General features: G+C 72.4%; 20 protein-coding genes. 18 read left to right on the forward strand and 2 right to left on the reverse strand.

What is annotated here, in order from left to right; all coding sequences use genetic code 11:
* Positions 1–64: 64 nt before the first annotated feature.
* The 16 genes from FB462_RS03370 (at position 65) to FB462_RS03445 (ending at position 17,582) form a co-directional block, all read left to right on the forward strand.
* Complete coding sequence (locus FB462_RS03370) at positions 65–1,450, forward strand: sugar transferase (protein WP_167509986.1); 1,386 nt, start codon at positions 65–67, stop codon at positions 1,448–1,450.
* Between the two features lie 237 nt (positions 1,451–1,687).
* Positions 1,688–1,966, forward strand: a complete 279-nt coding sequence (tatA, locus tag FB462_RS03375) for a twin-arginine translocase TatA/TatE family subunit (protein WP_058740778.1) — start codon at positions 1,688–1,690, stop codon at positions 1,964–1,966.
* 182 nt (positions 1,967–2,148) lie between these two features.
* A complete protein-coding gene (locus FB462_RS03380; RefSeq protein ID WP_141860168.1) occupies positions 2,149–3,543 on the forward strand; it encodes an MFS transporter in 1,395 nt (464 codons plus the stop codon).
* A gap of 53 nt (positions 3,544–3,596) precedes the next feature.
* Complete coding sequence (locus FB462_RS03385; RefSeq protein ID WP_141860170.1) at positions 3,597–5,765, forward strand: ATP-dependent Clp protease ATP-binding subunit; 2,169 nt, start codon at positions 3,597–3,599, stop codon at positions 5,763–5,765.
* 85 nt (positions 5,766–5,850) lie between these two features.
* Complete coding sequence (locus tag FB462_RS03390) at positions 5,851–6,405, forward strand: DUF2231 domain-containing protein (protein WP_141860172.1); 555 nt, start codon at positions 5,851–5,853, stop codon at positions 6,403–6,405.
* A 41-nt stretch (positions 6,406–6,446) separates the two neighbouring features.
* Positions 6,447–7,100 carry a response regulator transcription factor gene (locus FB462_RS03395; protein WP_141860174.1) on the forward strand — a complete coding sequence of 218 codons (654 nt, stop codon included), beginning with the start codon at positions 6,447–6,449 and terminating at the stop codon, positions 7,098–7,100.
* A gap of 269 nt (positions 7,101–7,369) precedes the next feature.
* Positions 7,370–8,305: a sensor histidine kinase gene (locus FB462_RS03400; protein ID WP_167509987.1), complete on the forward strand. Its 936-nt coding sequence runs from the start codon at positions 7,370–7,372 to the stop codon at positions 8,303–8,305.
* A 47-nt stretch (positions 8,306–8,352) separates the two neighbouring features.
* Positions 8,353–8,859 carry a hypothetical protein gene (locus FB462_RS03405; protein ID WP_141860178.1) on the forward strand — a complete coding sequence of 169 codons (507 nt, stop codon included), beginning with the start codon at positions 8,353–8,355 and terminating at the stop codon, positions 8,857–8,859.
* Positions 8,860–8,909: 50 nt separating this feature from the next.
* Positions 8,910–9,398, forward strand: a complete 489-nt coding sequence (locus FB462_RS03410; protein ID WP_141860180.1) for a hypothetical protein — start codon at positions 8,910–8,912, stop codon at positions 9,396–9,398.
* A complete protein-coding gene (locus FB462_RS03415; RefSeq protein ID WP_141860182.1) occupies positions 9,398–10,438 on the forward strand; it encodes a peptidoglycan-binding protein in 1,041 nt (346 codons plus the stop codon). Before FB462_RS03410 ends, FB462_RS03415 begins: the two co-directional genes overlap by 1 nt.
* Entirely contained in the window at positions 10,435–11,202 is a 768-nt protein-coding gene (locus tag FB462_RS03420; protein WP_141860184.1) for an ABC transporter ATP-binding protein, read from the forward strand. Before FB462_RS03415 ends, FB462_RS03420 begins: the two co-directional genes overlap by 4 nt.
* Positions 11,199–12,386: an ABC transporter permease gene (locus FB462_RS03425; RefSeq protein ID WP_141860186.1), complete on the forward strand. Its 1,188-nt coding sequence runs from the start codon at positions 11,199–11,201 to the stop codon at positions 12,384–12,386. The genes FB462_RS03420 and FB462_RS03425 overlap by 4 nt, the downstream gene beginning before the upstream one ends.
* A gap of 209 nt (positions 12,387–12,595) precedes the next feature.
* Positions 12,596–13,384, forward strand: coding sequence for a DeoR/GlpR family DNA-binding transcription regulator (locus tag FB462_RS03430; RefSeq protein WP_114850284.1), 789 nt, complete (start codon positions 12,596–12,598; stop codon positions 13,382–13,384).
* A complete protein-coding gene (locus tag FB462_RS03435; protein ID WP_141860188.1) occupies positions 13,381–14,391 on the forward strand; it encodes a 1-phosphofructokinase family hexose kinase in 1,011 nt (336 codons plus the stop codon). Before FB462_RS03430 ends, FB462_RS03435 begins: the two co-directional genes overlap by 4 nt.
* Positions 14,392–14,476: 85 nt before the next feature.
* Positions 14,477–16,573 carry a PTS fructose transporter subunit IIABC gene (locus FB462_RS03440; protein ID WP_141860190.1) on the forward strand — a complete coding sequence of 699 codons (2,097 nt, stop codon included), beginning with the start codon at positions 14,477–14,479 and terminating at the stop codon, positions 16,571–16,573.
* 280 nt (positions 16,574–16,853) lie between these two features.
* The gene (locus FB462_RS03445) at positions 16,854–17,582 is read left to right on the forward strand and encodes a DedA family protein (RefSeq protein ID WP_229666880.1); all 729 of its coding nucleotides are present in this window, start codon (positions 16,854–16,856) and stop codon (positions 17,580–17,582) included.
* Between the two features lie 4 nt (positions 17,583–17,586).
* Here the strand turns inward: FB462_RS03445 and FB462_RS03450 are convergent, their stop codons facing one another.
* Positions 17,587–17,790 carry a hypervirulence associated TUDOR domain-containing protein gene (locus FB462_RS03450; RefSeq protein WP_141860192.1) on the reverse strand — a complete coding sequence of 68 codons (204 nt, stop codon included), beginning with the start codon at positions 17,788–17,790 and terminating at the stop codon, positions 17,587–17,589.
* A 201-nt stretch (positions 17,791–17,991) separates the two neighbouring features.
* Here FB462_RS03450 and FB462_RS03455 point away from each other — a divergent pair, with 201 nt between their 5' ends.
* Positions 17,992–19,044, forward strand: coding sequence for a serine/threonine-protein kinase (locus tag FB462_RS03455; RefSeq protein ID WP_167509988.1), 1,053 nt, complete (start codon positions 17,992–17,994; stop codon positions 19,042–19,044).
* Between the two features lie 40 nt (positions 19,045–19,084).
* The gene (locus tag FB462_RS03460) at positions 19,085–19,708 is read left to right on the forward strand and encodes a phosphoribosylanthranilate isomerase (protein WP_058741764.1); all 624 of its coding nucleotides are present in this window, start codon (positions 19,085–19,087) and stop codon (positions 19,706–19,708) included.
* A 126-nt stretch (positions 19,709–19,834) separates the two neighbouring features.
* Here the strand turns inward: FB462_RS03460 and FB462_RS03465 are convergent, their stop codons facing one another.
* The gene (locus tag FB462_RS03465; RefSeq protein ID WP_114850280.1) at positions 19,835–20,593 is read right to left on the reverse strand and encodes an HAD-IIB family hydrolase; all 759 of its coding nucleotides are present in this window, start codon (positions 20,591–20,593) and stop codon (positions 19,835–19,837) included.
* Between the last annotated feature and the right edge of the window lie 3 nt (positions 20,594–20,596).

Consider the following 20,596-nt stretch of genomic DNA (forward strand, 5'->3'; position numbering starts at 1 on the left):
CTCGACGGAGGCCGCGTCTCCCGCGTCTCCCGCGCCTCGACGCCCTGCGGCCGGCCTCTCGGTCGTGCTCGCGACACTCGACCTCGTCCTGCTCACCGTCGCCTTCACGACGGCGCACCTGCTCCGCTTCCCCTGGGAGGTGCCACCGGTGCACACCGCGCCGGGGTGGACCGAGTTCCTCGTCGCGCCCTGCATCGTCGTGCTCTGGATGACGATGCTGTCGGTCTTCCGCACGCGGCACCCGCGGATCGTCGGGGTCGGCGGTGACGAGTACCGCCGGCTCCTCACGGCGAGCCTGCTCACCGGCGCCGCGGTCGCGATCGTCGCGTACGCCGTCCGACTCGACCTCGCCCGCGGCTACGTCGCGATCGCGTTCCCCCTCGGTCTCGTGCTGCTCGCACTCGGACGGAAGGCCGTCCGCACCGTGCTCGCGGGGCAGCGTGCCCGGGGTCGGCGGCTGCAGGACGTCCTGCTCGTCGGCGACCTGGACGACGTCCGCTACGTCGGGCGACGGATCGTCGTGACGCCGGCAGCCGGGTACCGCGTCGGTGGGGTCGTCACGGACTGCCCGGCCCCGGACGGCCTCGTCGACCTCGACGGGGTCCGGCTGCCCGTGCTCGGCGGGCTCGACCGGGTGCTCGACCTCGCGGCGTCGACCGGCGTCGCGGCCGTGGTCGTCGCGGGTGCCGTGCGGGGTGGTCACGAGCGGCTCCGGCGGCTCGGGTGGGAGCTCGAGGAGCGCGGGGTCGAGCTCGTGGTGTCGTCGCCGCTCGCGGACATCGCCGCCGGCCGGGTGCACGAGCGCCCCGTGGACGGTCTGCCGCTCATGCACGTCGAACTCCCGGACTACCGGCGCCGCGCGGGCAAGCGGGTCCTCGACGTCGTCGCGGCGACGCTCGGACTCGTGCTCCTCGCGCCGGTGTTCGCCGTCGTCGCGGCGGCGATCCGGCTCGACGACGGCGGGCCGGTGCTGTTCCGGCAGGCGCGCGTGGGCCGCGGCGGGCAGGAGTTCCCGATCCTGAAGTTCCGGACGATGTGCGTCGACGCCGAATCGCGCGTCGCCGACCTCGCGCAGTACAACCAGGGCGCAGGTCCCCTGTTCAAGATGCAGGCCGACCCGCGGGTGACCCGCGTCGGCGCGTTCCTCCGCCGGACGTCGCTCGACGAGCTCCCGCAGCTCTGGAACGTCCTGACCGGCACGATGAGCCTGGTGGGGCCACGTCCGGCGCTCCCGCGCGAGGTCGCCGTCTACCGGGACTTCGCGGATCGCCGCCTGCTCGTGACCCCGGGCATCACCGGGCTCTGGCAGGTCAGCGGTCGCTCCGACCTGGACTGGGCCGAGGGCGTCCGGCTCGACCTGCACTACGTCGAGAACTGGTCGTTCCTGCACGACGTCGTCATCCTGGCGCGGACGATCCCGTCCGTGCTGCGTTCCCGCGGCGCCTACTAGCCGCCCACCGACCCCGGCCGTGCCTTGACCCGCGACCGGAACGGCGCACCCCCGGAGAGCAACGGCCTCCGGGGGTGCTGCCGTGCGGCGTCTGCCTGTGCGAACGGTGACGGTTCCGGCGCTCGCCTGTGCTTCCGGGAGCGTGCGGGTTAGCATGGACGCACCACGGACTTCCGCCCGACGTGTCGACGGCGACTCGGAACCAGCGGCGACCAGAACTCGATCCAAGGAGTCACCATGTTGCAAGGCCTCGGCGGGGTGCACCTGCTGATCATCCTCGGCATCATCATCCTGCTGTTCGGTGCGACCAAGCTCCCGGCACTCGCCAAGGGCCTCGGTCAGTCGATCAACATCTTCAAGAAGGAGATGGGTGACGACAAGAAGGGCAAGGACGACACGACGGTCACCACCGTCGCGCCGGACACCACCACGGGCACGGCGCAGTCGGCCGCTCCCGCACAGCCAGTGGTCAACCCCGGCCCCTCGGTGCAGCCGAACTCGGACAGCCGGCAGTAACGCACCGCCGGTTCCCCCACGGATCCAGGACCCAGCCCCGTCCTGTCGGCAGCCCCCGCGACCACCGGTCGCGGGGGCTTCGGCGTTGCCGGGGTCCGTCCGGCTGCGGCGCGGGACAGCTCGCGTCGCGCGCCTTGGAGCCGGTCGGAGCGCCTGCATCGCCGGCGGAGGATGATGGGCCGATGAGCGCCCCGGCCGCCACGGCACCCCTGCGGGACGACCGGCGCACCGTGCTCGTCGTCGCGATCCTCGCCTCGTTCGTGGTGGGTCTCGACACGAGCGTCGTGAACGTGGCGCTCCCCGTGATCCGCCAGGACCTCGGCGGCGGGCTCGTCGTGCAGCAGTGGGTCGTCGACGCCTACCTGGTGACGCTCGGGTCGTTGATCCTCGTCGCGGGGTCGCTCTCCGACGCGTTCGGACGGGTCCGCATCGTCAGGTGGGGACTCGTCGTCTTCGGGGTCGCATCGGTGGTGTGCGCCGTCGCCCCCACCGGGGCGGTGCTCATCGTCGCCCGCGCGCTGCAGGGCGTCGGCGGCGCCCTCGTCACCCCGAGCTCGCTCGCGCTCATCGTCGCGGCGTTCCGGGGGTCGGCGCAGACGAAGGCGATCGGGACGTGGACCGGCTGGTCGAGCGCGGCGATGATCCTCGGTCCGCTGGTCGGCGGGCTCATCGTCGACGGGATCGGCTGGCGGTGGATCTTCGTGCTCACAACGGTGCCGATCGTCGTCACGATCGTGCTCGTGACCCGGATCACCGGCGACGTGCACCCGGCACACCGGCCGCGGATCGACGTCACGGGTGCGGTGCTCGCGGTGCTCGGCGTCGGCGGGGCGGTGCTCGGGCTGATCGAGCAGGAGCGCCTCGGCTGGACCGCCCCCGTGGTCGTCGTGGCCCTGGTGGTCGGTGCCGCGTCCCTGCTGGCGTTCGTCCCGTGGGAGCGACACGTCACCCGGGCCGGTCGGGTGCCGCTCGTGCCGCTCGAACTCTTCCGGGCGCGGAACTTCTCGGTCGGCAACGCGGCGACGCTGTCCGTCTACGGCGCGCTCGGCATGGTCGGCTTCGTCGTGACGCTCTTCGTCCAGGAGGTCTGGGGCTTCCCGGCCTGGCTCGCCGGCCTCGCGACGCTGCCCCCGACCCTGCTGCTCCTGCTGCTGTCCTCCACCGTCGGAGTCCTGGCTGGACGCTACGGCCCGCGGTGGTTCATGGCGGCCGGCCCCGCGGTCGCCGCCGTCGGTGCGCTCCTCATGCTCGCCGCCGGTCAGGACCCGCGGGCGTACTGGTGGTCGGTGCTCCCGGGCCTGGTGCTCGTGGGGGTCGGGATCGCCACGATGGTGACGCCCCTGACCAGTGCGGTGCTCGGGTCGGTCCCGGAGTCCGAGGCCGGCGTCGGGTCGGCCGTGAACAACGCCCTCGCGCGGATCGCCAGCCTGGTGACGGTGGCGCTCGCCGGGGTCGTCCTCGGTGGTGGGATGAACACCGCCGGGTTCCACCGCGCCGCGGTCGTGATGGCGTGCCTGCTCGCCGCCGGCGCCGTCGTCAGCGCGGTCGGGATCCGGAATGATCCCGCGCGCACATGAGTTGAGTCGAGTAGGCTCAAGTACAACTCCACGGCACGGAAAGGACGGACCGCATGGCGAACCTCCAGGGCGCTCCCGACTCGCAGGAACGGCAGAAGACCGCCCTCGAGCAGTACGGCGTCGACCTCACCGCGATCGCCCGGAGCGGCAAGCTCGACCCGGTCGTCGGCCGGGACGCCGAGATCCGCCGGGTGTCGCAGGTGCTCACCCGCCGCACGAAGAACAACCCGGTGCTCATCGGTGAGCCCGGTGTCGGCAAGACCGCCGTCGTCGAGGGGCTCGCACAGCGCATCGTCGCCGGGGACGTCGCCGACTCGCTCAAGGACAAGCGCCTCGTCTCGCTCGACATGTCCGCGCTCATCGCCGGTGCCAAGTACCGGGGTGAGTTCGAGGAGCGGCTCAAGGCCGTCCTCAAGGAGATCGACGAGTCGGACGGGCAGGTCATCACCTTCATCGACGAGCTGCACACCCTGATGGGCGCCGGCGGCGGTGAGGGATCGGTCGCGGCGTCGAACATGCTCAAGCCGATGCTCGCGCGCGGTGAGCTCCGGCTCATCGGCGCGACGACGCTCGACGAGTACCGCGAGTACATCGAGAAGGACGCCGCGCTCGAGCGCCGCTTCCAGCAGGTCTTCGTGGGGGAGCCCACGGTCGAGGACACCGTTGCGATCCTGCGCGGACTCAAGGAGCGGTACGAGGCGCACCACAAGGTGACGATCAACGACTCCGCGCTGGTGGCCGCGGCGAGCTTGTCGAACCGGTACATCTCCGGCCGTCAGCTGCCCGACAAGGCCATCGACCTGATCGACGAGGCCGCGAGCCGACTCCGCATGGAGATCGACTCCAGCCCGGTCGAGATCGACGAGCTCAAGCGCACCGTCGACCGGCTGCGCGTCGAGGAGTTCGCGCTGAAGCAGGAGAAGGACGACGCCTCGAAGGCGCGCCTCGAGACGCTGCGCGCCGAGCTCGCCGGACGGCAGACGCTGCTCGACGAGCTCGAGCAGCGCTGGCAGGCCGAGCGGGCCAGCCTGAACCGGATCGGTGAGCTGAAGCAGCAGCTCGACGAGCTGAACATGCGCAGCCAGCGGGCGCAGCGCGAGGCCGACTACGAGACGGTGTCCCGGCTCGAGTACGGCGAGAAGCCGCGCATCGAGGCCGAGCTCGCCGCCGCCGAGCAGGCCGAGAGTGCCGAGCGCATGGTCAACGACAGCGTCACCGACGAGGACATCGCCTCCGTGATCGCGCAGTGGACGGGCATCCCGATGGGGCGTCTGCTGCAGGGCGAGACCGAGAAGCTGCTGCACCTGGAGACCGAGCTCGGCCGCCGGATCATCGGGCAGCGGAGCGCGGTCGGCACCGTGTCCGAGGCCGTCCGGCGGACCCGCGCAGGCATCTCCGACCCGGACCGTCCGACGGGCTCGTTCCTGTTCCTCGGTCCCACCGGTGTCGGCAAGACCGAGCTCGCGAAGGCGCTCGCCGAGTTCCTGTTCGACGACGAGAAGGCCCTCGTCCGGATCGACATGAGCGAGTACGGCGAGAAGCACTCGGTCGCGCGGCTCATCGGCGCCCCGCCCGGGTACGTCGGCTACGAGGCCGGCGGGCAGCTCACCGAGACCGTCCGGCGTCGGCCCTACTCCGTCGTGCTGCTCGACGAGGTCGAGAAGGCGCACCCGGAGGTCTTCGACGTCCTGCTCCAGGTGCTCGACGACGGACGACTGACCGACGGGCAAGGTCGGACGGTCGACTTCCGGAACACGATCCTCATCCTGACGTCGAACCTCGGCTCGCAGTTCATGACGGATCTGTCCCTGTCGGACGCGCAGCGCGAGGAGGCGGTCCGCGAGCTCGTGCAGCAGGCGTTCCGTCCCGAGTTCGTGAACCGGCTCGACGACATCGTCGTGTTCCAGGCGCTCACGAGCGACGACCTCGGTCAGATCGTCTCGCTGTACGTCGACCGGCTCGCCCGCCGCCTGTCCGACCGGCGGCTCGAGCTCGCGGTCACGCCGCAGGCACGTGGCTGGCTCGCCGAGCGCGGGTACGACCCGGTGTACGGGGCGCGCCCGCTCCGCCGGTTGATGCAGCGGCAGATCGACGACCAGCTCGCGCGCGGCATCCTGTCGGGGGCCGTGCGCGACGGCGACACGGTGCGGGTCGACGTCGCCGACGGCGGCGACGCGCTCGTCGTCGAACCGTTCGAACTGGCGGAGATCGTCGAGGAGTGATGCGGCGGGTGCACGGCATCCGGCCTGGAGGCGCGGTGCCGGTCCCTGGGACCGGCACCGCGCCTCCAGGCCTACCGTGCAACGCATGCCTGAGCTGCGCGTGTTCCGTCGCCTGACCGAGACCATCGAGGGGGCCGGCGTCCTCGACAAGGCCGTTGACCTCGACCGCGCGGTGGTCCGCGCCACGGCGCGTCCCCGAGCCCTGCGGCAGCTGCTGCACGGCGTCCCGTTCGGGCACCCCGTCCACCCGCTGATGGTGCAGGTCCCGCTCGGCGCCTGGATCTCGGCGGCGGTGCTCGACCTGCTGGGCGGTCGTGGCAACGCCCGGGCCGCGAAGACCCTGGTCGGTGTCGGACTGGTCTCCGCGAGCAGCGCGAGCGTCGCTGGGTACGTGGACTGGGCGGAGCTCGACCGCGAGCAGCTGCGCACCGGCTGGGTGCACCAGGCCGTGAACTGGATCGGCATCTCGCTGTACGGCCTGTCGTGGGTGCAGCGCCGGGCCGGGAACCACGGGGCCGGCAAGGTGCTCGGGTTCGCGGGGCTGCTCGTCGTGAGCGTCGGCGGCTACCTCGGAGGGCACCTGGCGTACCGCCAGCGTGCCGGTGTGAGCGACCACGGCGAGGTACCGTTCGACCGCTGAGTTCCCAGCCGGTCCACTGGAACATCAGATGTGATCGCTACATGCGCATCCTGGTGGTGGACGACGAGACAGCACTGGCCGACCTGATCGCCAGGGGCCTCGCGCGGCAGGGCATGGTGGCGGACGTCGCGTACCGCGGGGACGACGCTGACGAGCTCCTCGCCGTGAACGACTACGACGTGGTCGTGCTCGACCGTGACGTGCCGGGTCTGCACGGCGACGTGGTGGCCCGCCGACTCGCGGCGCGTGGCGCGCTCACCCGTATCCTGATGCTCACCGCGGCGACGACCCTCGCCGACCGGGTGCACGGCCTGGAACTCGGCGCGGACGACTACCTGGCGAAGCCGTTCGAGTACCCGGAACTGGTGGCCAGGGTGCGGGCGCTCGGCCGACGCAGTGTCGCGCCGGTCGCTCCGGTGCTCGATCGCGCGGGGTTCGTGCTCGACTCGAACCGCCGCACGGTGACCCGGGACGGGCGTCCGCTCGACCTGACGTCGAAGGAGCTCGGCGTCCTCGAGGTGCTGCTGCGGGCGGACGGTCGGTACGTCTCGGCCGAGGAGCTGCTCGAGAAGGTCTGGGACGTGCACACCGACCCGTTCACGTCGGCGGTGCGGGTGACGATGTCGAAGCTGCGCAGGAAGCTCGGCGCCCCCGACCCGATCCGCACGGTGCCGGGTCAGGGGTACGCACTGTGAGCAGGCGACCGCGACCACGTGCCGGATCGCGGTCGCGGTCGCGGTGGCGCTGGCGGTCGCGGTGGCGCTGGCGGTCGCTGAGTCTCCGGGCGCGGACGGCTCTGACGTTCGCGCTGGCGGCGATGGCGCTCGTCGCGGCATCACTCGCGTTCGTCAACCTGGCGTCCCAGTGGTCCCTCGCAGCCATCGAGGGGGTGGTGTCCACGGAAGCGTCGCGGCGCGGACGGGCTGAGCTCCTGCCGGACGATCGTGGTCCGCAGGGTGCCGACGTGGCCGACGCGGACCGCGAGGTGGCGCTGATCGCGGTCGTCGCCGAGCAGCAGTGGCAGTGGTCCACGTCGGCGGTCGTGGTGGCCGGCGGCCTGGCGGGTGGGATCGGCTGGTTCGTCAGTCGACGGATGCTCTCGCCGATCGACCGGATCACCGCCACCGCGAACCGGATCTCGGCGACGACGCTCGACGAACGGATCGCGCTCGACGGTCCGGACGACGAACTCCGCCGCCTCTCCCGCACCATCGACGCGCTGCTCGACCGGCTCGAGGCCGCGTTCGAGGCCCAGCGCCGGTTCGTGTCGCACGCGGCGCACGAGCTGCGGACGCCGCTGGCCGTCCAGCGTGCGACGCTCCAGATCGGACTGCCGGACGACGCCACACCACCCGACGTGGTCGCTGCGCGGACGGAGATGCTCGAGCAGAACCGGCGGACCGAGCACCTGGTCGAGTCGCTCCTGGTCCTCGCCGAGGCCGAACGCGGTCTGGAGGGCAGCTCGGTCCTGGTCGACCTCGGATCGTGCGTCGCGGCTGCGGTGGGCGGTGTCCGCGCCGCTGCTGCGGTGACGGGAGTCTCCCTGTCGGTCGAGGGGACCGCGCCCGACGGGGTGGTCGGAGAACCCGTCCTCGTCCAGCAGCTGCTGGGCAACCTGCTCGACAACGCCGTCGAGTACAACGTCCCCGGCGGCGTCGTCCGGGTCGAGCTGCACGCGGGCGGCTTCGTCGTCGAGAACAGCGGACCGGACGTCCCCGCGACGGAGATCGCCGCGCTGTCGCAGCCCTTCCGTCGTGGCGCACAGACCGGCTCGCACCGGCACAGCGGTCTCGGGCTGTCGATCATCACCGCGATCGTCACCGCGCACGGCTGGAGCCTCGTCCTGGCGCCCGGCGAGCGAGGCGGCCTCCGGGTCGCGGTCGGTGTTTCGTCGGTGTGACCCGCCGGGTGACGCTGGCGCAACACGGTACCTGCTGAACTCGGAACATGACACACACGACATGGCAGAAGATGGTCCGCTGCACCGTGGTCGCAGCCCTCATCGTCGCAGCGCCGCTGTCGCTCGCTGCATGCACGTCCTCACCGGCGTCGTCCGACTCCACGTCCTCCGCCAGCGGAGTCGGCGCTCGGTGGGGTGCGTGCATGCGGGACGCCGGACTGGACGTCGAGGACCCGGACGACGAGTCGGTCCGCACCGGTACCTACCCGGCACCGGACGGCGGTGACGGACAGGCGTTCACCCGACAGGCCCAGGAGTGCTCGGAGCAGGTCGGTGTCGAACGCGCCGATGCCGCGCAGCAGCAGCAGTGGGAGCGGCAGTACGCCAAGGTCGCCGACTGCATCCGCGACCGCGGCTTCGACGACCTGCCCGAACAACAGCCGGGCGTCCTCGACTTCAACGACTACCCCCGCGCGGACGAACCCGGGTTCGCCGACGCCGCATCGGCGTGCCTGGCCGAGTTCGCGCCCGACACCCAGGCGGTCGACCGCTGATGCGTCCGTCCACCTCCGCCCCTCACCAGAACCGCACCAGGAAGACCCCCGTGATCACCACGAAGACCGTCCTCGGCGTCGTCGCCGCCGCACTGCTCGCACCCGCGCTCCTGGCCGGGTGCTCGTCGAGCGGGACCACCACGAAGCCGAGCAGTCAGAGCTCGGCGAACAGCAAGGCTGCCGAGGACGCCGCGTTCGGCGACTGCATCCGATCGAAGGGCTTCGAGTGGGACGACAGCGGGGACACGGGTGACAGCACGACCGCGACCCTGCCGGACGGCGCTTCGCCAGAGGCGTTCGACGAGGCGATCACGGCGTGCTCGAAGCAGGTCAGCCCGGACGGACAGGCAGGCGCCGCCGAACTCCCGCATGACCCGAAGGCGGACCGCGCGCTGGGCGAGTGCGTCCGACGGCAGGGCTTCGAGGACTACCCCGACGACGCCCAGGGACAGGCTGCGTACGAGCCGGAGGACGCCACGGCGTTCGGTCCGGTCGAGAAGGCGTGTCTGGCCGAGGCCTACGACGTCGAGGTGAACTGATGGCGGCATCGCGCGCACGTCACGTCGTGGTGTCGACGTGCTTCGTGGCCGCGGTCCTGGGCGCCGGGGTCGCCGCCTGGAGCGTCGTCACACCGGCGGACTCCGCGCCGGCGTCGGCACGGCAGACTCCCGCACCCGCGACGACGACCATCACCAAGGGCGACCTGACCGACACGAAGGTGTTCTCCGGCAGCCTCGGCTTCGACCGACCGGTGCCGTTGCCGGGGAGCGCGACGGGCACGGTCACGTGGTTGCCCGAACCGGGAAAGGTGATCGCCCGGGACCAGCCGCTGTACGCCGTGGACGAGCATCCCGTCCGGGCCATGTACGGCAGTGTCCCGCTCTGGCGCGACCTGACACGCGGCGCGGAGGGCGCCGACGTGCACCAGCTGAACGAGAACCTCGCCGCGCTCGGCTACGGCGTCTCGGTGGACGACGTCTTCGGGCCTCGGACCGAGCGAGCCGTCCGGCAGTGGCAGGAGCACCACGGCCTGACCGTCGACGGCTCCCTGGGCGCCGACGACATCGCGTTCGTCCCTGGCGAGGTCCGGGTCGCGTCGCGGACGGCGCAGCTCGGCGCACCGGTCAACGGCGACGTCCTGCAGCTCACGGGGACCACCCCGGTGGCACTCGTCACCGTGCAGCCCGCCGACGAGCAGCGGCTCGCGGTCGGGACGACGGTCAGCATGCGGATCGGTGGTGTCGGCGACCCGGTCGAGGGGGCGGTCGTCGACACCCGGCAGGACGAGGACCAGGGTGACGGCACCGTCGAGGTCACGATCGCGTTCGACCCGGGCGACCGGGACGTCCCACAAGGCGGCTCGGTGCAGGTGACGGCGTCCGGGCAGTCCGCACACGACGTGCTCTCCGTCCCGGTCGCGGCCCTCGTCGCCGGCGACGGGAAGGCGTTCGCGCTCGACGTCGTCCGGTCGTCCGGGGCGACCGAGCGGGTCCCGGTGACCGTGTCGTTCGTTGCCGAGGGCCGTGCCGCCATCGACGGCGCCGTGCGCCAGGGCGATCGCGTGGTGATGCCCTCGTGAGCACGGACGACGGCGCCCGCACGGCCGAGGGCGGCGCTGCGCCGGTCCTCGCACTCCGGGACGTCAGCAAGGTCTACGGCGACGTCCGCGCGCTCGACCGCGTGTCGTTGGACGTCGCCACCGGCGAACTCGTCGGGGTCGTCGGGCCGTCGGGGTCGGGCAAGTCGACGATGCTCAACATCGTCGGCACGCTCGACCGGCCGACCTCGGGCACCCTGCACATCGCGGGGAACGACGTCGGCGCGATGCGGGACGACGACCTGTCGGCGCTGCGTGCCGAGCACATCGGCTTCGTCTTCCAACACTTCCACCTGCAGTCCGGGGCGACCGCTTGCGAGAACGTCGCGGACGGCCTGCTCTACACCGGCACCCCGCGTCGCGAACGTCTCCGCCGTGCCGTCCGTGCGCTCGGTCAGGTCGGACTGGGACACCGGGTCGACCACCGTCCGAACGAGCTGTCCGGCGGGGAGAAGCAGCGGGTCGCGATCGCCCGTGCGATCGTCGGCTCGCCCACGATCCTGCTCGCGGACGAGCCGACGGGGGCACTCGACAGCGCCTCGGGCAGCGCGATCGTCGAGTTGCTCCGCGAGCTCAACGCGGGCGGCACCACCGTGCTCGTCATCACCCACGACCTGGACCTGGCGGCATCGCTGCCCCGAGCCGTCCGGATGCGTGACGGGCGGGTCCAGGCCGATTCGGGCACCGACGTGTCCGCGGTCCGCGGCATCGCCGACGGCGTCCGGGCGACGGCGGGTGCGGCATGAGCCGCCGAGCTGCGCTGGCCCCCGTCGACCTGCTCCGACTCGGGGTCTTCGGGCTCCGGACACGTCCCGGGCGGGTGGTCCTGTCGGCGCTCGGCATCGCCATCGGCATCGCGGCGATGATCGCCGTCGTCGGGATCTCGTCCTCGAGCAAGGCGGCCCTCGACCAGGTCCTGGACCGGCTCGGCACGAACGTGTTGACCGTGACCGAGGCGCAGGGGTTCGGTGAGACCCCACCGCTGCCGTCCACGGCGGTCGACTCGATCGCCCGGCAGGACGCGGTCGAGCTCGTCTCGGGTGTCGGGACCGTTCCCGACGCCCGGGTGTACCGCAACAGCCTGGTGCCGGCCGCGCAGTCCAAGGGCCTGGGTGTCATGGCGGCGTGGGGCGACCTGCCGCGGGTGCTGGGCGGCGAGGTGGCCTCGGGACGATGGCTCGACCCCCACGCCGACGCACCCGCCCAGGTGGTGCTCGGATCGTTCGCCGCCGAGGCCCTGGGCATCCAGGAGGTGCGCCCCGACAGCCGCGTCTGGATCGGCGGGCAGTGGGTCCAGGTCGTCGGGGTGCTGGCACCGATGGAGCTCGCACCGGACCTCGACGGTCAGGTCTACGTGCCGCGCGGGTTCGCAGCGGATGCCGGGTTCGACGGGCACCCGACCGCCGTGTACACGCGTGTCGACGGCGAGCGGGTGGCCGAGGTGCGCTCCCGGCTCGCCCGTGCGATCAGCCCGCTGAGCCCGCAGGACGTCGCCGTCACCCGGCCGTCCGACGCGCTCGCCGCGAAGAACGCCACCGACGACTCCTTCACTGGGCTGCTCATCGGCATCGGCGGTGTCGCACTGCTGGTCGGGGGCATCGGTGTCGCGAACACCATGGTGATCACCGTGCTGGAACGCCGTGCCGAGGTCGGTGTGCGACGGGCGCTCGGTGCCCGGCGTCGCACCATCCGCGACCAGTTCCTGGTCGAGTCGTTGCTGCTGTCCTTCATCGGTGGGCTCGCCGGCGTCGTGATCGGACTCGGGGTGACGGTCGTCTTCGCGCTCGTTCAGGGCTGGCCGATCGCGGTACCCCTCTGGGCCGTCGGCGGTGGGCTGGGCGCCACCGTGGTGATCGGCGGCGTCTCCGGGATCTACCCGGCGGCACGAGCAGCGCGGATACCCCCGACTTCGGCGCTCGCAGCGGTCTGAGGGCGGTCGCGTCGGAGCGTCATCGGGTCCGCCCGGTGTCGCTCCGACGCGGGCCGGGACGGGACCCCGCACCCGCGGCGCCGGTACGCCGCACAGGCAGCCGAACCGGGCACGTCCACCCGCCTGTTTGTTCTGCGTTGGAACAGTTGCGTTCCTGTGGTTCAGCGTCGTATCGTTCTCGAAACCAACGGGAACGAAGGAGTTCGGACATGTACGCAACGGAGCGCCACGACGCGATCGCCGCGCAGCTGCAGCGTGCCGGCCGGGTCTCCGTCGCCGACCTCGCCGACCACTTCGACGTCACCACCGAGACCGTCCGCCGCGACCTGGACCTGCTCGAGACCGCGGGCGTCCTGCGCCGGGTGCACGGGGGAGCGGTCCCGGTCGGACGATCCAGTGTGGTCGAGCTCACCGTCGCCGAGCGCGAGGGGCAGCACGGCCCCGCCAAGTCGGCGATCGCCCGCGCCGCGATGCGCCTGGTGCCCGCGACGTTCACCGGCTCGATCGCCCTCGACGCGGGGACGACCTGTGCAGCCGTCGCGTCCGAACTCGCCCGGTGGGAGCCCGCGACCCCCGGCGCCACGCTGACGGTCGTCACGAACTCCGTCCCGATCGCCGCCACCCTGCAGCACAGCCCGCACGTCGAGCTGCACCTGCTCGGCGGCCGGGTCCGCGGGGTCACGAGCGCTGCCGTCGGCACCGCCACCGTCGAGCAGATCGCCGGCCTGCGCCCCGACGTCGCCTTCGTCGGCACGAACGGCCTGTCCGCCGGCTTCGGCCTGAGCACGCCCGACGAGTACGAGGCCGGCGTCAAGGGCGCCTACGTGCTCGCCGCCCGCCGGAGCGTCGTCCTCGCCGACGCCGCCAAGCACGGCGTCGAGGCGCTCATGCGCTTCGCCCGCCTCGACGAGATCGACACGCTCGTCACCGACCAGGAGCCCCCGGCCGACCTCGCCGGTGCGCTCGCCGACGCCGACGTGGAGGTCGTGGTCGCATGAACGGCACCGCCAGCACCCGCATCGTCACCGTGACGCCCAACCCGTCCCTCGACCGGACCATCGAGCTCGCCGGCGAGCTGCACCGCGGCGCCGTCCAGCGCGCCGTGCACACGACGGCCGAGCCCGGCGGCAAGGGCGTCAACGTCTCGCGGGTCGTCGTCGCCAGCGGCGGGGACACCCTGGCCGTCCTGCCCGGCGACGAGCTCGACCCCGTCCTGCTCGGCCTCGCGACCCGCGGCATCCCGACCGCGGCGCTCCCGATCGGCGCCCCGCTGCGCTCGAACGTCACCGTGACCGAGCCGACCGGCACGACGACGAAGCTCAACGAACCCGGCCCCTCGCTCGCCGGCCGCCTGGACGACCTCGCCGCGCTCGTGGCCGACGCCGCCGGACCGACCGCGACCGGGCCCGCCGCTCGCTGGGTCGTGTTCGCCGGCTCCCTGCCGCCCGGGCTGCCCGACGACGCGCTCGCCGTGCTCGTCCGCGCCGTGCGCCAGCGCCACGGGGACACCGTCCGGATCGCCGTCGACTCGTCCGGTCTGCCCTTCACCGCGCTGCTGCAGTCCGGTGAGCGGATCGACCTGGTGAAGCCGAACGCCGAGGAGCTCGCCGAGGTCGTCGGCGGGGACCCGGACGCGTACGAGCAGGACCCGGACGCCGCCGCGGTGGCCGCCCAGCGCCTGCACGACAAGCACGTCGACGCCGTCCTGCTCACGCTCGGCAGCGCCGGAGCCGTGCTCGTCTCGGACGAGGGCGCCTTCGCCGCCGCCGCACCGCGCATCGTCGCGCGCTCCACGGTCGGCGCGGGGGACTCCTCGCTCGCCGGCTACCTGCTCGCCGAGGTCGCCGGTGCGACCCCCGCCGAGCGGCTCGCCCAGGCCGTCGCCACCGGAGCGGCCGCCGCGGCGCTCCCCGGCAGCGACGTGCCCGCCCTCGACCACACCGACCCCGGCAGCGTGACCGTCCGGACCCTGCACCCGGCGCAGGTCCCGGCACCGATCGCCTGACCGACCCCCACCGCACCACCACTTCGCAGCACCACCCCCGAACAGCAATGCCCGCGCCTCGGCGCCACTGCAAAGGAGCAACCCCATGTCCGCAGACACGACGCAGCGCCTCATCAGCGCGGAGCTCGTCGGCCTCGACGAGGACCTCGGCGGAACGTCCTCCGACGTCATCCGCGTGCTCGCCGACCGCGTCGCCGCCACCGGCCGTGCCGCCGACGGCAGCGCCCTCGCCGAGGACGCGATCAAGCGCGAGGCGAGCGTCGGCACCGGTGTGCCCGGCGGCATCGCGATCCCGCACGCCCGGTCCGCCTCGGTCTCGAGCCCGACGCTCGCGTTCTCCCGCCTGGCGCGGAAGGTGCCGTTCGGTGCGCCGGACGGCGACGCGGACATCGTCTTCATGATCGCGGTGCCCGAGGGTGCTGACAAGGACCACCTGACGGTCCTGTCGACCCTGGCGCGTGCCCTCATCCGCGACGACTTCACCGCGGCGCTCCGCGCGGCCGCGACCCCGCAGGACGTCGTGGACCTGGTGCAGCGCGAGGTCGGTGGCGAGGTCGCCGAGGCCGGTGTCGGCGCCCCGGCGCCCGCTGCCGCCGCCCCGGCCCCCACCACCACGGGCTCGGGTGCCCGCAAGGTCATCGTCGGCGTCACCGCGTGCCCGACCGGCATCGCGCACACCTACATGGCCGCCGACGCCCTGGTCGCCGCCGCCGAGCGCGCCGGTGCCGAGATGCACGTCGAGACGCAGGGCTCCTCGCAGGTCGAGCCGCTCGACCCCGCCCTGATCGCCCGCGCCGACGCCGTCGTGTTCGCGGTCGACGTGGACGTCCGCGACCGCAACCGCTTCGCCGGCAAGCCGCTGGTGTCCGGACCGGTCAAGCGCGGTGTCGACGAGCCGGACAAGATGATCGCCGAGGCCCTCCGCGCCGCGGACGACCCGCACGCCGCACGCGTGCAGGGCGGGGCTGCGACGACCGCCGAGTCGAACAAGGCCGACGAGCACTTCGGGCAGGCGCTCAAGCGCTGGCTGCTCACCGGCGTCAGCTACATGATCCCGTTCGTCGCGGGCGGCGGTCTGCTCATCGCGCTCGGCTTCCTGCTCGCGGGCTACGCCATCGCGCTGCCGCACGGGGACTCCGGGCAGAACAACGCGGTGTACACGCTGACGAACTACACGCTGCTCAACCTGCCGCCGGAGGGCCTCGGCTACTACCTCGGCGCCGCCGCGTTCCAGATCGGCGGGGTGTCCCTCGGGTTCCTCGTCGCCGCACTCGCCGGGTACATCGCCTACGCGATCGCCGACCGCCCCGGCATCGCGCCGGGCTTCGTCGCCGGGTCGATCGCCGTCTTCATGAACGCCGGCTTCCTCGGCGGGCTCGTCGGTGGTCTCATCGCCGGTGCCGCCGCGTACTGGATCGGGCGCATCCCGACCTGGCGCTGGCTCCGCGGCCTGATGCCCGTCGTGATCATCCCGCTCTTCGCGTCGATCATCGCCTCCGGCCTGATGCTCCTCGTGCTCGGCGGCCCGATCGCCTGGCTCATGACGCAGCTGACGAACTGGCTCAACTCGCTCAACGGCGCCTCGGCGATCCTGCTCGGCGTGATCCTCGGCCTGATGATGGCGTTCGACCTCGGTGGCCCGGTCAACAAGGTCGCGTACTCGTTCGCCGTCGCCGGGCTCGGTGCCGGGACCGCCGCGAACGTCGTCCCGTTCGAGATCATGGCCGCCGTCATGGCCGCGGGCATGGTCCCGCCGCTGGCCCTGGCGCTCGCCTCGACCGTCCTGTACCGCAAGGGCTTCACGAAGCCGGAGCGCGAGAACGGCAAGGCCGCGTGGCTGCTCGGTGCGTCGTTCATCTCCGAGGGCGCGATCCCGTTCGCCGCAGCCGACCCGCTGCGCGTCATCCCGGCGTCGATGATCGGTGCCGCGGTCACGGGTGCGATCTCGATGGCGGCCGGGGTGACCTCTCGCGCACCCCACGGCGGCATCTTCGTGTTCTTCGCCATCGGGGACGTCGCGATGTTCATCGTCGCGATCGTGGCCGGCACGGTCGTGTCCGCGCTGGTCCTGGTGGGCCTGAAGAAGTGGGTGCGCAAGGCACCCGCCGCCGAGGCGGCGGCCGCCGATCAGGCGGCGGTGGCCGGCGAGACGATCGGCCAGCGCGCGCCCGCCGCGGTCTGACGCAACGCCCTGACGGACGGGAGGCACGGTGCCAGCTGGCACCGTGCCTCCCGTCCGTCTGCCGCACCCCCGTTCCCGCCCTGCCCGCCCTGTGCGTCGAGCTGCCGGAATTCCGGTACCTCGCGGTCCGGAGCGGCCGTCCGTCGCACCCGGGCGCCCACGCAGCGGCGAGTCGTGGCACCTCGGCGACACGTCGCCGAGCGCGTCGGCACCACGCCCACTCGGCTCGCGCTCAGGTGGCGTGCTGACTCCTGGCAGGACGCTCAGACAGAGTGGACCCATGACGACCGCCCTCACGCTGCCGCCGACCCTGCCCGCCTCGACCAGGAGTGCGGGTCAGGAGGCGGGCACCGAGGACCTCGGTGGCCTCTCCGGCTTCGTGCTGCAGGTCATCGACGCGCTCGGCGAGTGGGGCGTCGCGATCATGCTCTTCGTCGAGACGGTGTTCCCGCCCATCCCGTCCGAGGTGATCCTGCCGCTCGCGGGGTTCCTGGCGGGAGCCGGGCGGATGAACCTCGTGCTCGTGCTGCTGCTCGCGACGCTCGGGTCGTACCTCGGCGCGCTCGTGCTCTACTGGCTCGGCGCGGTGATCGGGTTCGAACGGACCGTGCGCTGGCTCGGGAAGCTGCCGCTCGTCGACGAGGACGACTTCCGCAAGGCCGCGGACTGGTTCCACCGGCACGGCAGGAGCGCGGTGTTCTTCGGCCGGTTCGTGCCGATCGTGCGGAGCCTGATCTCGCTGCCGGCGGGCGCCGACCGGATGCACCTCGGCACGTTCTCGGTGTTCACGATCATCGCGAGCGGCATCTGGAACAGCGGCCTGGTGCTGCTCGGAGCGGCGTTCGGGACCCAGTACGACAAGGTCGAGCAGTACACCGAGTGGATCGACCGGGTGCTCTACGTCGCGATCGCCGTCGTCGTGGTGACGTTCGTGGTGCGACGGGTCCGGCGTGCCCGGGCGGAACGCGCCGCTCGCGGGCGCCGACCTGCGGCACCCGCGAACGACTGAGCGGTCACTTCTTCGTGAGGGCCGACTCCTTGTGCGCGGCCTTGTTGCCGGACTTCTCCGACTCGACGATCCAGTACGGGTCGTCGTCCGTCGGCTTGAAGTCCTGACCGTCGAACGTGAAGTCCTTCGTCTTCTTCTCGACCAGCTTGCCGGTCGTCCTGCCCTGCGAGGTGTTCCAGTGCACCTCGTCGCCCTTCGACAGCGCCACGATGTCCTCCTTGCGTAGTCCCGGGCTCTCCGGGAACCCGGACGCTACCCCCGCAGTTCCGCGGATCCACGGGGATCTGTCCCCCATCACGATGTCGTAACGGCACCGCGGATCCGAGGTGGGACGCGTACCGTTGACCGTGAGTCACCTTGTCGGCGTCTGCCGCGGAACCCGATGACTCCCGACGGATCGAAGTACAGCATGACCCTGGTCGACAGCGCGCGGGCCGACACGGTCCTGGCGGGCCGCTACCGGCTCGTCAAGCTCATCGGCACGGGCGGCATGGGGTCGGTCTACGAAGCTCGCGACGAACACACGTACCGTGCGGTCGCGGTCAAGCTCTTCGCGACGCCGGACTCGATGACGACGGCCGACCGGGTCCGCCAGGAGCGCGAGATCCGGCTGCTCAGCATGCTGTCGCACCCGGGTCTCGTGCCGCTGTACGACGCCGGCACCCACGAGTTCGGGGACGGCCCGCACCGCTTCATCGTGATGGAGCTCATCGCCGACACGACGCTCCTCCGCCGGCTCGCGGGCGGCCCGCTGCACAACTACGAGGTCGCCGACCTCGGGGCGCAGCTCGCCGACGCCCTGGCGTACGTGCACTCGCGCGGCATCGTGCACCGCGACGTGAAGCCGGCGAACATCCTCATCAACGACGAGGGCGCCTCCGGCTTCGCCCGTGCCGTGAAGCTCACCGACTTCGGCGTGGCGCACTTCGTCGACGGCTCCCGCTTGACGAACGACGGCACGATCATCGGCACCGCGGCGTACCTCAGCCCGGAGCAGGTCGCGGGGGAGCCGATCGGCTTCGCGACCGACGTGTACTCGCTCGGCCTGGTGCTCCTCGAGTCGCTGACCGGCAAGCAGGAGTACTCGGGCACCCTGATCGAGGCTGCCCTCGCCCGGCTGCGGCACGACCCCGAGGTCCCGGACTCGGTCGGCCCGGACTGGCACGACCTGCTCGCGAAGATGACCCACCGCGACCCGGCCCGCCGACCGACCGCGGTCGCCGTCGCGAGCGCGCTCCGTGGCGGGTCGACGCGGATCACCGGCCCGGTGCCCCTCGGCCCGGAGCGGACGAAGCACAAGCGCGACCACAAGCTGCACCGCGCCGCCCACCGGCACGCACGGCGCGGCACCTTCGCGGCGGTCCGTCGCTGGCGTCGCCGGAACGTCCTGGTCGGGTCGTTCGCGGCCTTCGGGGTGCTCGCCGCGTGCACCGCGGCGTACATCGCGGGCACCCTGCACTGACCCGGCCTCCGACGGGCCAGGTCCCTGGCAGGATGGATCCATGAGCGACCAGCGCTGGATCAAGATCTGCGGTCTGTCGACGCCCGAGACCGTCGACGCCGCCGTGGACGCGGGTGCCGACGCGGTCGGGTTCGTCTTCGCCGCCGGCAGCCCCCGCACCGTGACGGCGGACCTCGCGAAGGAGCTCGTCGAGCGGGTGCCGGAGGGCATCGACGCCGTCGGGGTGTTCCGCGACCAGCAGATCGACGAGATCGTCGGTATCGCGTCCGAGGTCGGGCTCACCACGCTCCAGCTGCACGGGGGCGAGTCGGCGAGTGACTTCGCGCGTGCGCGGGACGCCGGGTTCTTCACCATCCGTGCCGTCGCCGCCGACGACTTCCTGCGCGAGACGCCCGAGCAGCGCGCGGCCTTCGACCACGACCTGCTGCTGCTCGACGCCGCCGTGCCGGGCAGCGGGCGGCTCGTCGACCCCGCGACGATCGCGGGGAAGGTGGACGAGGCGTGGATCCTCGCCGGGGGGCTCACCCCGGCGAACGTGGTCGCCGCGGTCGAGGCCCTGGACCCCGACGGCGTGGACGTGTCGAGTGGTGTGGAGTCGGAGCGAGGGGTCAAGGACGTCGCGCGGATCCGCTCCTTCGTCGAGGCGGTCCGCAGCATCCCCTGAGCCGACCCGGCCGGGTCGGGCCTGGCCTGATCACGTCGCGTCGCGGACGTGACCGGACGACGGACGGGAGGCACGTGGCGAGCCCGCCACGTGCCTCCCGTCCGTCCGGTGCGCGTCAGCGCACGCTCAGCGCAGCGTCGGGATCAGCTCCGTCAGGAACGCGTCGGTGTCCTCCCAGCCCTCCACCGCGTGGCAGGGGACACCGAGCGCCTTGACCGGGTAGTCGTTGCCCTCGGGGTCGAGGCGGTCCCCGACGAACAGCACGTCGTCGAGGGCGATGCCGGTGAGCTCGGCGAGGCGTCGCATGCCGTAGGCCTTGTCGATGCCCTTCCGGGTGATGTCCACGCTCGTCGAGCCGCCGGAGCGGACCTCGAGGTCGGGCAGCTCGGCCTGCACGAGCCGGCGGAGGTGGTCCTTCTTCTCGCCGGTCGGGTCCCACCGCTTCTTCACGTCCACCGGCGCCGACTGGCCGAGGGCCGAGAACGTGATCTGTGACCCGCGGTCCTCGAGGATCGGGCCCCAGGTCTCCGACTCCCAGAGCCCGGCTGCCTTCGCCTGGGCCTCGACCGCGGCGAGGGCGCGGGACTTCTCGTCGTCGGTGAGGTCCTCGGCGTACTGCAGTGCCCAGTCGGACCCGGACCAGCGGTAGTAGGCGGTGCCGCAGGTCGGGAGCAGGTGGAGGTCGTCGAGGACGAGTCCGTCGCGGGCGCTCAGGGGCGTCACGAGCTGCTGCTCGAACTGCTGGAAGTTCCCGCCGGAGATGACCGCGACCGGGACCGTGGCGAGCAGCGACGCGAAGGTCTCGAGCATGCGCGGGTCGAGCGGGGACTTCGACGGCGCGAGGGTGTCGTCGAGGTCGAAGGCGACGAGGCGGGGCGTGGTCATGCC

Origin of the sequence: Curtobacterium citreum, assembly GCF_006715175.1 — a bacterium.
In the GTDB taxonomy this organism is placed as follows: Bacteria; Actinomycetota; Actinomycetes; order Actinomycetales; family Microbacteriaceae; genus Curtobacterium; species Curtobacterium citreum.